Raw genomic sequence first — 12,927 nt, forward strand, 5'->3', positions numbered from 1 at the left:
TATAACAGGGGTCAAAACACCTCTTGCCCCCACAGAACGGATCCCCATGACCGCACTCACGCCCCAGCCTTCGATCTGTGTCTATTGCGGCTCGCGCCCCGGCGCCGATTCCGCCTATATGCAAGACGCCACCGGTTTCGGCACCGCGCTGGCCCGCGAGGGCTGGCGGCTGGTTTATGGCGCGGGCGATGTCGGGCTCATGGGCGCCGTGGCGCGCGCTGCGCAGTCGGCCGGCGGCGACACATTCGGCGTCATCCCGTCCCATCTCATGCAGCTTGAAGTGGGCAAACGCGACCTCACCCGCTTCGTCGTCACCGAGAACATGCACGAGCGCAAGAAGGTCATGTTCATGAACTCCGACGCCATCGTGGTCCTGCCGGGCGGCGCGGGCAGTCTCGATGAATTCTTCGAAGTGCTCACCTGGGCGCAGCTCGGCCTGCACGCCAAGCCGATCCTGCTGCTCGACACCAGGGGCTACTGGGGTCCGCTCACCACGCTTGTGGATCACGTGATCGCACAGGGCTTTGCCGATGCCTCGCTGCGCGACTTCATCACCCGCGTGGACACGCCCGAGACCGCCATCTCGACCCTGCGTGCCAAGCTCCTCGTCACGGGCTGACCTCGCCCTGCCCGTTCTTTCTTGGTAAAAATACTCACCTGGCGCCACGCCAGCACCGACGCCGCGCCCGCGTGTCATCGCCAGCGCGCAAAGCAAAACGGCCGCCCTCGAAAGGACGGCCGTCATCTCACGCCTGGCAGGCAGGCTTATTTCATCCGGCTCGCCACGTTTTCCCAGTTCACCAGGTTGTTGAGGAAATTATCCAGATAGACCGGGCGCTTGTTGCGGAAATCGATGTAGTAGGAATGCTCCCACACGTCACAGCCCAAAAGCGCGGTCTGATCGAAACAGAGCGGGTTGACGCCGTTTTCCGTCTTGGTCACGGCCAGCGACCCATCGCCGTTCTGCACCAGCCAGCACCAGCCCGAACCGAACTGCCCGGCCCCCGCGGCGGCGAACTCCTGCTTGAACTTGTCGACCGACCCGAACGCCTCGGTGATCGCCTTTTCAAGCTCGCCCGGCATGCCCGCGTCGCCCGGCCCCATCATTTCCCAGAACTGCATGTGGTTCCAGTGCTGCGAGGCATTGTTGAAAATCCCGTTCTGCGCCACGGCCCCGGCCTGGTAGGTGCCTTTCACGATCTCTTCGAGCGGTTTGTTCTCCCACTCGGTTCCCGCGATCAGCTTGTTGCCATTGTCGACATAGGCCTTGTGGTGCAGGTCGTGGTGATATTCCAGCGTCTCCTTCGACATGCCCTTCGCAGCCAGCGCATCATGGGCATAAGGAAGATCAGGAAGTTCGAAAGCCATGGGAAAGCCCCCCTTTTTGTTCGCGTTAAACCATTCCCAGACAAATGGGGGGCAAGCCCGGCAAAGGTCAACCCCGGGGTGGCATAAAAACCGGCGCGGCCCCGAATGTCAAAATTTTCCCTTGTATCGTTGAACACCGATCCATATGCATCGGACATCACCGATACAAAGGACGATCCAGATGCTCAACCGGAACGATCTCGTGTCATCCCCTGCGGACAAGACAGAGCAAGTCGCCGCATTGGCCAAGGCGCTGGCCCATCCCGCGCGGGTGCGAATCATCGCCTTCCTGCTCTCGCGGCCCGGCTGCATCGGCGGCGACATCGTCGATCAGGTGGGGCTCGCGCAATCGACCGTCTCGGAACACCTGCGGATCCTGAAAGAGGCCGGGATCGTGCAGGGCAGGATCGACTACCCCCGGATCTGCTATTCGCTCGACCCTGCGGCGCTCGCCCCGCTGCAAACCCTGCTCGAATCCATCGCCGCAAAGCCCCCCGAAAGCGAGGATTCCTTTTGTTACACCCCCGAAGGCTACGTTCCGAAGGAAACCGCCCAATGATCCGCCTCATGGGTCAGTATCCGGTGAATTGCTGCATAACCGACACCCCCCAACCCCGCTTCGAGCCGAACGAAGGAAGATAGAAATGCCTGTTTTTGAACGTTATCTCTCGGTCTGGGTCGCGCTGGCGATCATTGCCGGGCTGGCACTCGGCCAGGTCACACCCGGGCTTGTGAGCTTTCTGGCCTCGCTGGAATACGGCTCGGTCAACTTCGTCGTCGCGATCCTGATCTGGTTCATGGTCTACCCGATGATGGTGGCCGTGGATTTTTCCAGCCTCGCGCGGGTGCATGAACGCCCCAAGGGCATGATCATCACGCTGACGGTGAACTGGCTGATCAAACCCTTCACCATGGCCGCCCTCGGCCTGCTGTTCTTCGAATGGGTCTTTGCCCCCTTCATCGAGCCGGGCACCGCCGGGCAGTATATCGCGGGCATGATCCTTCTCGGGGCAGCACCCTGCACCGCCATGGTGTTCGTCTGGTCGCAACTGACCAAGGGCGATCCCAATTACACGCTGGCGCAGGTCTCGCTCAACGATGCGATCATGGTCTTTGCCTATGCGCCGATCGTTGCCTTGCTGCTCGGTGTCACCGACATCACCGTGCCGTGGGAAACGCTGGTGCTGTCGGTCGGGCTTTACGTCGTGATCCCGCTGCTGGCGGGGATCGTCACGCGCGCGATCATGACACGCGGAGCGCCCAGCCCGGCACAGGCCGAAGCGGCGGTGGGCGCATTCACGGCCAGGGTGAAACCCTTTTCCATCCTCGGGCTGCTGGCCACGGTGGTCCTGCTCTTCGGTTTCCAGGGCGAGGTGATCCTGACCCGGCCACTGGTCATCGTGATGATCGCGATCCCGCTGCTCATCCAATCCTACGGCATCTTCGCGGTGGCCTATTGGACCGCCCGGGCCTGGCACGTGCCACACAAGGTGGCCGCCCCCTGCGCGATGATCGGCACCTCGAACTTCTTTGAACTCGCCGTTGCCGTGGCCATCGGGCTCTTTGGCCTCAATTCCATCGCCGCCCTCGTTACCGTGGTGGGCGTGCTGGTCGAGGTGCCGGTGATGCTGTCGCTCGTCTGGTTCGCCAACCGCACCGCGCACTGGTTCCCGGACGAGGAACGCGCGATCCGCAGGCGCAGGAGCAAGGCGCAACCCTGATCGCGATCCACGCCACCACCGCCCCGGGCGGCCCACTCGACACCAACAAGGCATAACACCATGCGTATCCTGTTTCTTTGCGTCGCCAACTCCGCCCGCAGCCAGATGGCCGAGGGGCTGGCCCGCGCGCTGCTGCCCGCCTCCTTCGAGGTGGTCAGCGCAGGTTCGGACCCCGGCACGTTGAACCCGCTGGCGGTCCGGGCGATGTCCGAACTGGGCATCGACATCTCCGATCACTGGTCCAAACCTCTCGAACAGGTCTCGCCCGACACCGCGGACCTGATCGTGACGCTGTGCGCCGAAGAGGTCTGCCCCATCGTGCCCGGCACGGTGCAACGCCTTCACTGGCCCATCGCCGATCCGGCCCCGGCGGGCGACATCGCCGCCTTTCGCGCCGCCCGCGACGAGATCAAGGCGCGGATCGAGACCCTGGTGCCCGGCTGACCGACATCACAAACGGACAGCGGCACATCCTGTTCTTTCTTGGGAAAAATACTCACAGGCCCCAAGGTCTCGACGATCCCGGCGGGTGGCCTGAACTCCCAAATCCCCCGGTGCACGGGGGKGGGCGGGCGGGCCGTGCGCCGGGGGATTTGCGGCGCGCTCAATCGAAAGGGGTGGGCTTGTCGCCCGCCCCCTGAACCCACTCGTAAATCCCTGCGATCTGGCGCGCCTTCTGCGCCCATGTGAATTTTTCCTCGACCCGGGTCCGCGCCGCCTGCCCCAGCGGCGCCAATGCCGCCGGATCATCGGCGCAATGCTCAAGTGCTGCGCGCATACCTTCCACGATCCGCGCCCGTGGCCCGATCGGCACCTTCATCCCCCAGCCCGGCGCCACCAGTTCGCCCGGCCCGGCATAATCGACCACGAGAGGCACCAGCCCCAACGCCATCGCCTCGAGCACCACACCGCCGCCGAACTCGCGCACCGACGGGAAGGCCAGCATGTGACAGGCGGCCATCACCTCCTGCACCCGCTCATGCGCCATCCAGCCGTGAAAGCTCACCGCCTCACCGATCCCTTCGCGCAGGGCGAACTCCTTCAACCCCGCCAGCATCGGCCCATCGCCCACCATCTCGATCCGCATCCGCCCCGCCCGCAACAACGGCAGCGCCGCCTCAAGCAGCATGTCGGGCCCCTTGTAGGGTACCATGCGCCCCACGAAACAGGCGCGCAGCACCTCTCCCTCCGGCGCGGCCACCAGCGAAAACCGCGCCGGATCGATGCCGTTTTCGGGGATATAGACGCATTTGCCCCGATGCCGCGCCGGTATCTCGGATTCGGTATGGCGCGACCCCACCACCACAGCCGCCGCATGGTCGAGCGTCGCCCCCCGCCCCGGCAGCGCCTTGTAGGCGCCGCGCATATAGGACAGCCATTCGCGTTCGCGCCGCCGCTCGGCCTCGAACCCCTTGGGCCATGGCACCCCGCCATTGAGCGGCCCCAAAACGAAGGGCACACCGGCCCCGGCGCATTTGCCCGCCAGCGGCGATGAGATCGTGGGCGAAAGCGGCGTCACCCGGTGCACCACGTCATAATCTCCCGCCCGGATCGCCGCCCCGAACCGGCGCCAGACCAACCGCTCGAAATAGGGGTATGACAGCGCCGAAACCGCCTGCACCATGGTCCAGCCCTTGCCCTGCCCCATGCGCAGCGCCTCGCCCAGCTTCCACATCGGCCGCGCCAACGCCTCGCTGTCGATGGCGGTGAATGTCTCGCCCTCGACCTCGCCGGCGCGCAGGAATGCCTCGCGGTTGCGCAGTTGCGTCACGATATGCACATCCGCCACCTCGCGCAGCGCCGTGGCCAGCGACCAGCCCACCAGCGGCACGCTCACCCATTCCGGGTTCGCCGCCTCCGCGATCACCAATATGCGCCTGCGCGCTGCCATCCCCACCTCACATGATGCTGCGCAATCCGTCCGCGCCCCGTGGCGGCGGCGCGTCGCTGGCCCGCCTGAAAATCCCCCGGTCCAGCGCCCCCAACATCGCCCCCGACAGCAACCAGGTCAGCGTGGTGATCGTCGCGTTGGGCAAAAGATCGAAAAGGTTGAACCCGAGGATCAATGCCAGCGGCCCAAGCCAGGGCGAGATCCGCGCCATGTCCGGCCGCTTGAAACTGCGCCCCGCAAGGATGAAAAGCGGCAGCGCCAGAAGCGCGAACTCGGCAAAGAACCCAACCCAGCCGAACACCCCGATGGTGATCACCCAACGCCCGTCCGTCACCGTCAGGATCTGACCTGAAACCGGGTCGTGCACATGGTTGCGCCCCCAGCTTCCCCAGCCAAAGACCGGCTTTTCATAGGCGCGCTCCATCAGCACATCCTCATTGTCGAACCGGAATTCCAGCGATCCCGCCCGCTCAGGGTCGATCGCTTCCGCCTGCTCGAGCAGGAAATCCGTGGGGATGAACCCGTTCCCCTTGAGGACCGGATAACCGACCGCCAGAATCGCCAGAAGTGCCGCCACGCGAAACTGCAACAAACGCCCGCTGAACAGGATCAACGGCACCAGCACCAGCGAATAGACCAGCGCCGCCAGTGACTTGCACAGCACCAGAACCACCCACAGATATCCCGTGGCCATCAGAAGATAACCCCTGAGCCTGCCTTGCGTCTCGCGAAAAAGCGCCGCCGCCGCGGCCACGGCCATCAGCGCGAAAACCGCCACCCACAGCCCGTGATACAGGAACACGATGGGCCGGTAGCCATCGGCCCGCACCATCTGCTCGAAGATATGCTGGAAATAACCGTAGACCCAGACATTGAGCTGCGGACTCAGCCGCACCTCGACCAGCATCAGCACCGAATAGACCAGCCCCGCCAGCAACAGCGCGATCAATATGTCGCGCTGATCGCGCGCGCGGCCGAGGAAATTCTGCGCCAGGACGAAAGGCATCAAAAGCATCGCCTGGTTGACCATCAACGCGATCCCCTCGGTCAGCCGCAGCGCCGGAAGGACAACCCGCCCCCAGACCACCGGCTCGTCATTGGTCAGAACCGTGGCCAGCGGGCTGACCACGAAAACCACCATCAACAACTTGGCAAGGTTCGACCGGGGCAACAGCCGCAAATCGCGCCCGCGCATCGCCAGCGCCACCAGGAAGGCGCTGATCGACGGCAATGTTTCCTTGGACAGCGCCGGCATCATGGGAAAGTCGAACATGGCCGGCGGCGGTGGCAGGAACAGGTAAGCCAGCAGAAGCGACCAGATCACCGCCCGCCCGATCTCAAGGCGACGAAAGATCAAAATCGTCACCAGCGGCCACAAGGCCAGCACGATCAGGGCAAAGCTGTTGGGCATGTTCGGGCCTGCATCCCGGCTGCTCGTTAAGGCGTCGAACAACCCTACCAGTCAATTGAAACGCTGTCCCGCCCTTCCGGCAGGCGCACACCGGAGATCGTCAGAAGTCACGATACGATACAGCCGAAAACCCGGACATTGTTCAGAACCGGGGAGAGATCAGCCCTCCCTCCGGCTCATCAATATCCCGTGCCGCGCAGGACCACCTTCACCGTCGCCGCGATCACCCGCAAATCGGTCATCGGGGACATCTGGCGGAAATAATTGGTGTCATAGGTGGCACGTTCCGAGAACGAACTCTCGTTGCGCTCGCTCACCTGCCAGAAACCGGTGATGCCCGGGCGCATTTCGTAATAGGCCGCACCGGGATAGATCTCGCGCTGTTCGACCATCATCGGGCGCGGCCCGACAATCGACATGTCGCCCCAAAGCACGTTGAGCAGTTGCGGCAACTCGTCAAGCGATGTCTTGCGGATGAACTGCCCGAACCCCGTGACCCGCGGATCGGACTTGAGCTTCTGGGTGCGGTCCCATTCCGCCTTGGCCTCGGCATCGCGCGCCAGGTAGGCGTCAAGCACCTGATCGGCCCCCGCCACCATCGAGCGCAACTTGAACATGCGGAACACCCGCCCATCCTTGCCCACCCGTTTCTGGACATAAATCGGCGACCGTCCATCGAGCGCGATGATCGCCATCAGCGGCACCAGGATCGCCACGGTCGGCACCAGCGCAATCAGCACGATCGCCACATCCAGCACACGCTTGACCCAGTTGCGATAGGCACCCTGCCCTTTGCGGATCGGGGCATCGCTCTCAATCAGCCGCTTTAGCCGGGCGGCATCGAAAATGTCAGCAACATGTTGACTCACAACTAAAATTCCCCAAGTGATACGCAACAGGCATTGCGTATGAAAGCCAAAGCTATACCGCCTACCCGACCAGCAGTTTCCCCGCCCTGTCAGGCGGTTTCGTTGAAAAGACTCGAATAGCAGCAGAGCCGTGTCACATATTTTCCCTCGCATGAGGGAAGGCCCCGCATGCGCTCCGCTTCCGGTTGGATCGCTTCATGCGTCTAGCCCCAAACGCATGAAAAACATGATGATCTGAACCATCGCAGATACACCATGTTGTGCCGACACCCCCCCTCACAGTCAATCTGGCCGATAGATAGGGGCAACCCATCCAATCGATAGCCGATCACGCAGCGCGGATTTCAACCCTACCGAGAACCCCGCCGACACCCCGCCCTCGAAGGCTCCACCACCGCCCGGTTTTGCGCACTGTTCTGTGGCCATGGATAAAGCCGACCCTCGGCACAATTTTCCGGTTCGGTTTTCGACTCCTTTGTGGGGATACAGGAAACAATACACCGGGAATGTTTCCAAAGCGCGCCACGCGGCAACAGATATTCCAGTTCCAAAACAGGAACAGGTTGCAACTGTTGATCCTCTTGCAGTCCCGTTTCGCCACGGACAAGGCCGAATCTCGCCCGATTTCCCCGAGCACCCCTGTTGTGCAGACCGTTTCCTTGCCAGCAACAGACACGCCAAAGGCGAGTGCGAGCCAGTCGCAAGCTGATCTCCGGCTCGGACCCCGCCTCGTCAAAATCCCGAAATCAGCGCAACTTGATTCGCATTTTCGCCAGATTTGACCGAATCACTGCCATGCTTGTGCCGCATTTTTCATACCCGGCACCCTGCCCCGTCACGGGCAAAACCCCGGTCATTACAGGCGCCAAACCACCAACAGCACAGGCACTGATCCAATATCCATCACATTTCACGGTGTCATGATGTCGTTTCATAGAATAATCGTTTGGAAGTTGCGGATTTCGCCACCTAGGGTGACGTCACATTCGGATATCGCGATATAACGATCAGGAACAGGGCCATCACATGACGGATACAAGGATCGCGGCACGCCCCTCTCCCAAGGTCTCGGACGAGGTGCGCAAGACGACATGCTACATGTGTGCCTGCCGTTGCGGCATCGACGTGCATCTCGAGAATGGCAAGATCAAGTATATCGAGGGCAACCGCGATCACCCGGTCAATCAGGGCGTGCTCTGCGCCAAGGGCAGCGCCGGGATCATGCAGCATTACGCGCCCTCGCGCCTGCGCGCGCCATTGAAGCGCACCGGCCCGCGCGGCTCGGGCCAGTTCGAGGAAATCACCTGGGACGAGGCCTACGAGATCGCAGCCTCTTGGCTCAAACCGATCCGCGACACCGACCCCTCGAAACTCGCCTTCTTCACCGGCCGCGACCAAAGCCAAAGCTTCACCTCCTTCTGGGCACAGGCGTTCGGCACGCCCAACTATGCCGCGCATGGCGGTTTCTGCTCGGTCAACATGGCGGCGGCGGGGATCTACACGATGGGCGGCGCCTTCTGGGAATTCGGCCAGCCCGATTGGGACCGCACCCGCCTCTTCATGATCTTCGGCGTGGCCGAGGATCATGACTCCAACCCGATCAAGATCGGTCTTGGCAAGCTCAAGAAGAACGGCGGCCGCGTCATTGGCGTCAACCCGATCCGCTCGGGCTATAACGCCATTGCCGATGACTGGATCGGCATCACGCCCGGCACCGACGGGCTTTTCATCCTGTCGATGATCCACGAGCTTCTGAAGGCCGGCAAGGTCGATCTCGACTACCTCACCCGCTACACCAATGCCGGGTTCCTCGTGAACGACAACGCGGACGATCCCGATTACGGCCTTTTCCTGCGCGATGCCGATGGCACGCCACAGGTGATCGACCGCGCCACCGGCAAACCCGCAAAATACGATGCGAAAGGCATCAAACCCGATCTCGCGGGTCACCTGCGCAAGGGCGGCATCACCTACAAACCCGCGTTTCAGCTTCTGGCCGAGAAATATCTCGACCCGCAATACGATGCCGCCAACATCGCCGCCCAATGCGGCCTCACCCCCGAAAAGATCCGCGCCACCGCCGCCGAACTGGCCCACGTCGCCTTCGACGAAGAGATCACCCTCGATGTGGAATGGACCGACTGGAAGGGCGAACAGCACAAGACCATGACCGGCCGCCCGGTCTCCTTTCACGCGATGCGCGGGATCAGCGCCCATTCCAACGGGTTCCAGACCTGCCGCGCGCTCCACATCCTGCAAATCCTCTTGGGCTCGGTCGAGGTTCCGGGCGGTTTCCGCTTCAAGCCGCCCTACCCCAAACCGCCCGAATCCCACCCCAAACCCCATGCCACCCACCAGCCGGGCAAGCCGCTCGACGGCCCGCATCTCGGCTATCCGCTCGGCCCCGAACATCTCCTGCTGAACGACGACGGCACCGCCAAGCGCATCGACAAGGCCTACACCTGGGAAAACCCGTTCAGCGCCCATGGCCTCATGCACATGGTCATCTCGAACGCCCATGCGGGCGATCCCTACAAGATCGACACGCTCTTCATGTATATGGCCAACATGGCGTGGAACTCGACGATGAACACGTCACAGGTGATCAACATGCTCACCGACACCGATGAAAACGGCGACTACGTGATCCCGCATTTCATCTATTCCGATGCCTATTCCTCGGAAACCGTGGCCTATGCCGATCTCGTCCTGCCCGACACCACCTATCTCGAACGCCACGATTGCATAAGCCTCCTCGACCGCCCGATCTGCGAGGCCGAGGCGGCGGCCGACTCCATCCGCTGGCCGGTGGTCGAACCGGACCGCGATGTGAAAGGCTTCCAATCCGCGCTCTGCGATCTGGGCGGGCGTCTCGGCCTGCCGGGCTTCGTCAACGAGGATGGCAGCCAGAAATTCCGCGACTACGCCCACTACATGGTCAGCCACGAACGCCGCCCCGGCGTCGGCCCGCTCGCCGGGTGGCGCGGCAAGGATGGCGACAAGGGCGGACGTGGGGAACCCAACCCCGACCAGATCGAGAAATACATCGAAAACGGCGGCTTCTGGATCAACCACATCCCCGAGAACGCGCAATTCTACAAGCCGTGGAACCAGCATTACCAGGATTGGGCGGTCGAGATCGGCCTCTTCGACGCCGCCGCACCTTACGTCTTCAACCTCTACCTCGAACCGCTGCGCAAACTGCAACGCGCCGCCGAGGGCCATGGCAAGATCCAGCCGCCCGACCATTTGCGCGAGCAGGTGAAATCCGCAATGACGCCGCTCCCCGAATGGTATGAACCCTTCGAGGAGGCCGCCACCGACAAGGGCGAATTTCCCCTCCACGCCCTGACCCAGCGCCCGATGCACATGTATCACTCATGGGGGAGCCAGAACGCATGGCTGCGCCAGATCACCGGCGTGAACAGGCTCTTCATCCCCCGCAAGCTTTGGGAAGACCACGGCTTTGCCGAAGGTGACGACTGGGCCTATGTCACCTCGCCCCATGGCCGCATCAAGGCCCGCGTCGCCCGGATGGACGCGCTCAACGAAAACACCGTCTGGACATGGAACGCCATCGGCAAGAAACGCGGCGCATGGGCGCTCTCGGACGACGCACAAGAGGCGACGCAAGGCTTCCTGCTCAACCACCTCATCAACGAGCTGTTGCCGGAAAAGGGCGATGGCCGCCGCTGGGCAAATTCCGACCCGGTCACGGGTCAGGCCGCATGGTTCGACCTGCGCGTGCGTATCGAAAAGGCCCCGCCGGGCGATCATGTCAGCGAACCCGCGCACCCGGCACAGGCATCGCCCGTGGGCCAGGGGCCAAAGGATATCGCCTATGGAGAGGAGTTCAAATGAGCACGTCTCCGACCAGGCACACCACCGGCAATCGGCGGGACGCACCCGCCCGGGTGGGCGCGAACGCGCCCGCCATGGGGCGGGCGGGCGCGTCCCGTCGCTGCGCGACGGGGACACCCTGCCATCACCCGGCCCTCACCACTCAAGTCAGAAGGGGCACCGCATGACCACCCTGCCCACATCGACCGAAAAGAAACTCGGCCTCGCCATCGACCTCGACACCTGCGTCGGCTGCCATGCCTGCGTGGTGAGTTGCAAGGAATGGAACACCTCGAACTATGGCACACCGCTTTCCGATGAAGACGCCTATGGCGCCGAACCGCACGGCACCTTCCTCAACCGTGTCCACAGCTTCGAGGCCCAGCCCGAAACCGGATGTTCCCAGACCATCCATTTCCCCAAATCCTGCCTGCATTGCGACGACGCCCCCTGCGTCACCGTCTGCCCCACCGGCGCCAGCTACAAGCGCACTGAGGACGGCATCGTTCTGGTCAACGAAGACGATTGCATGGGCTGCGGCCTCTGCGCCTGGGCCTGCCCCTACGGCGCGCGCGAACTGGATCAGCTTTCGGGCGTGATGAAGAAATGCACCCTCTGCATCGACCGCATCTATAACGAGAACATCCCCGAGGAAGACCGCGTGCCCGCCTGCGTGCGCAGCTGCCCCGCCGGCGCGCGGCATTTCGGCGATTTCGCCGATCCCGACTCGAATGTCTCGAAACTCGTCGCCGAACGCGGCGGCATCGACCTCATGCCCGAAATGGGCACCAAGCCGGTCAACAAGTACCTGCCCCCCCGCCCCAAGGACAGGCCCTCCGAGGCCCGGCTCGAAGAAACCCATAGCGAACCCAAGGGCTTTCTCGCCTGGCTCGACAAGGCATTGGAGGCTATCTGATGCACCCCGCCCCCTCCGTCATCCTCTTCACCGCCCTCTCCGGCCTCGGGTTCGGCCTTCTGGCATGGCTCGGCCTCGGCCTTCCCCCCGTCACCGGCTGGGTCGCCTTCACCTTCTACTTCATCGGTTACGCGCTGGCCGTGGGCGGACTCCTGAGTTCCGTCCTCCACCTCGCCAACCCGAAAAACGCGATCAAGGCCTTCTCGCAATGGCGCAGTTCGTGGCTCTCGCGCGAAGGCATCATGGCGATCCTCTCGCTCTCGGTGATCGCGATCCACGCCATCGGCACGATCTTCTTCGCCACCCGCCTGCCCGCCATCGGCGCGCTCGGCACAGGGCTCGCCCTCGTCACCGTCTTCACCACCTCGATGATCTACACCCAGCTCAAGTCAGTTCCGCGCTGGAACACCCCGCTCACCCCGATCCTGTTTCAACTCTGGGCGCTCGGCGGCGGCGCGCTGCTGGCCGGGCAATTCGGTGCCGCGGCGATCCTGCTCGCCATCCTCGGCATCATGCAGGTCCTCGCATGGATGCAGGGCGACGCCCGCGGCGCCACCGGAGAAAGCACCATCGAGACCGCCACCGGCCTCGGCCGCATCGGCAAGACCCGCCTTCTGGAATCGCCCCATACCGGGCAGAATTACCTCTTGAAGGAAATGGCCTTCACCGTCGGGCGCAAACACGCGCTCAAACTGCGCGTCATCGCGCTGCTTTGCGCCGTGGTGCTGCCGGTGGCCCTGATCGCGATCTTCCCCGCCACCCACGCGCTCGCCCTCCCGGTGATCGCGCTCCACCTCGTCGGGCTTCTCGCCGCCCGCTGGCTCTTCTTCGCCGAGGCCTCCCACGTGGTGCGCCTCTATTACGGCAAGTAGCGACCATCCCGACAGGCCTCCAGCCCCCGCTCTTTCTTG

11 protein-coding genes are annotated in these 12,927 nt (G+C 63.3%); 7 read left to right on the top strand and 4 right to left on the bottom strand.

The features are described 5' to 3' along the window. Positions 1-46 precede the first annotated feature (46 nt). Positions 47-619: an LOG family protein gene (locus FLO80_RS03585; protein ID WP_111363809.1), complete on the top strand. Its 573-nt coding sequence runs from the start codon at positions 47-49 to the stop codon at positions 617-619. Positions 620-765: 146 nt separating this feature from the next. On the opposite strand, the gene FLO80_RS03590 is transcribed toward FLO80_RS03585, so the two are convergent. After that, positions 766-1,368: a superoxide dismutase gene (locus FLO80_RS03590; protein ID WP_111363807.1), complete on the bottom strand. Its 603-nt coding sequence runs from the start codon at positions 1,366-1,368 to the stop codon at positions 766-768. A 181-nt stretch (positions 1,369-1,549) separates the two neighbouring features. Here FLO80_RS03590 and FLO80_RS03595 point away from each other — a divergent pair, with 181 nt between their 5' ends. The 3 genes from FLO80_RS03595 (at position 1,550) to FLO80_RS03605 (ending at position 3,533) form a co-directional block, all read left to right on the top strand. After that, positions 1,550-1,927, top strand: a complete 378-nt coding sequence (locus FLO80_RS03595; protein WP_188078206.1) for an ArsR/SmtB family transcription factor — start codon at positions 1,550-1,552, stop codon at positions 1,925-1,927. Positions 1,928-2,012: 85 nt separating this feature from the next. Further along, positions 2,013-3,089 carry an ACR3 family arsenite efflux transporter gene (gene arsB, locus FLO80_RS03600; protein ID WP_111363804.1) on the top strand — a complete coding sequence of 359 codons (1,077 nt, stop codon included), beginning with the start codon at positions 2,013-2,015 and terminating at the stop codon, positions 3,087-3,089. Positions 3,090-3,149: 60 nt separating this feature from the next. Next, complete coding sequence (locus FLO80_RS03605) at positions 3,150-3,533, top strand: arsenate reductase ArsC (protein ID WP_111363802.1); 384 nt, start codon at positions 3,150-3,152, stop codon at positions 3,531-3,533. A 160-nt stretch (positions 3,534-3,693) separates the two neighbouring features. On the opposite strand, the gene FLO80_RS03610 is transcribed toward FLO80_RS03605, so the two are convergent. From FLO80_RS03610 to FLO80_RS03620, 3 genes are all read right to left on the bottom strand, one after another. Beyond that, entirely contained in the window at positions 3,694-4,980 is a 1,287-nt protein-coding gene (locus FLO80_RS03610; RefSeq protein ID WP_111363799.1) for a glycosyltransferase family 4 protein, read from the bottom strand. Positions 4,981-4,987: 7 nt separating this feature from the next. Further along, positions 4,988-6,391 (bottom strand): hypothetical protein, encoded by a 1,404-nt coding sequence (locus FLO80_RS03615; RefSeq protein ID WP_111363797.1) that lies wholly within the window; start codon positions 6,389-6,391, stop codon positions 4,988-4,990. A gap of 179 nt (positions 6,392-6,570) precedes the next feature. Continuing rightward, the gene (locus FLO80_RS03620; RefSeq protein ID WP_370331724.1) at positions 6,571-7,260 is read right to left on the bottom strand and encodes a sugar transferase; all 690 of its coding nucleotides are present in this window, start codon (positions 7,258-7,260) and stop codon (positions 6,571-6,573) included. A 1,026-nt stretch (positions 7,261-8,286) separates the two neighbouring features. Here FLO80_RS03620 and FLO80_RS03625 point away from each other — a divergent pair. The 3 genes from FLO80_RS03625 to FLO80_RS03635 all read left to right on the top strand — a co-directional run bounded on the left by FLO80_RS03625 (position 8,287) and on the right by FLO80_RS03635 (position 12,888). Continuing rightward, positions 8,287-11,121, top strand: a complete 2,835-nt coding sequence (locus FLO80_RS03625) for a molybdopterin oxidoreductase family protein (RefSeq protein WP_111363790.1) — start codon at positions 8,287-8,289, stop codon at positions 11,119-11,121. A 163-nt stretch (positions 11,122-11,284) separates the two neighbouring features. After that, positions 11,285-12,016 carry a 4Fe-4S dicluster domain-containing protein gene (locus FLO80_RS03630; RefSeq protein ID WP_111363788.1) on the top strand — a complete coding sequence of 244 codons (732 nt, stop codon included), beginning with the start codon at positions 11,285-11,287 and terminating at the stop codon, positions 12,014-12,016. Next, a complete protein-coding gene (locus tag FLO80_RS03635; protein ID WP_111363786.1) occupies positions 12,016-12,888 on the top strand; it encodes a dimethyl sulfoxide reductase anchor subunit family protein in 873 nt (290 codons plus the stop codon). The genes FLO80_RS03630 and FLO80_RS03635 overlap by 1 nt, the downstream gene beginning before the upstream one ends. Positions 12,889-12,927: the final 39 nt, after the last annotated feature.

It is taken from the genome of Aquicoccus porphyridii (genome assembly GCF_008369105.1).
GTDB classification, from domain to species: Bacteria; Pseudomonadota; Alphaproteobacteria; order Rhodobacterales; family Rhodobacteraceae; genus Aquicoccus; species Aquicoccus porphyridii.

Excerpts from the sequence above, each read along its gene's own strand:
- FLO80_RS03585 (WP_111363809.1), top strand. The coding sequence starts at position 47 with ATGACCGCACTCACGCCCCAGCCTTCGATCTGTGTCTATTGCGGCTCG.
- FLO80_RS03590 (WP_111363807.1), bottom strand. The coding sequence starts at position 1,368 with ATGGCTTTCGAACTTCCTGATCTTCCTTATGCCCATGATGCGCTGGCT.
- FLO80_RS03595 (WP_188078206.1), top strand. The coding sequence starts at position 1,550 with ATGCTCAACCGGAACGATCTCGTGTCATCCCCTGCGGACAAGACAGAG.
- arsB (WP_111363804.1), top strand. The coding sequence starts at position 2,013 with ATGCCTGTTTTTGAACGTTATCTCTCGGTCTGGGTCGCGCTGGCGATC.
- FLO80_RS03605 (WP_111363802.1), top strand. The coding sequence starts at position 3,150 with ATGCGTATCCTGTTTCTTTGCGTCGCCAACTCCGCCCGCAGCCAGATG.
- FLO80_RS03610 (WP_111363799.1), bottom strand. The coding sequence starts at position 4,980 with ATGGCAGCGCGCAGGCGCATATTGGTGATCGCGGAGGCGGCGAACCCG.
- FLO80_RS03615 (WP_111363797.1), bottom strand. The coding sequence starts at position 6,391 with ATGCCCAACAGCTTTGCCCTGATCGTGCTGGCCTTGTGGCCGCTGGTG.
- FLO80_RS03625 (WP_111363790.1), top strand. The coding sequence starts at position 8,287 with ATGACGGATACAAGGATCGCGGCACGCCCCTCTCCCAAGGTCTCGGAC.
- FLO80_RS03630 (WP_111363788.1), top strand. The coding sequence starts at position 11,285 with ATGACCACCCTGCCCACATCGACCGAAAAGAAACTCGGCCTCGCCATC.
- FLO80_RS03635 (WP_111363786.1), top strand. The coding sequence starts at position 12,016 with ATGCACCCCGCCCCCTCCGTCATCCTCTTCACCGCCCTCTCCGGCCTC.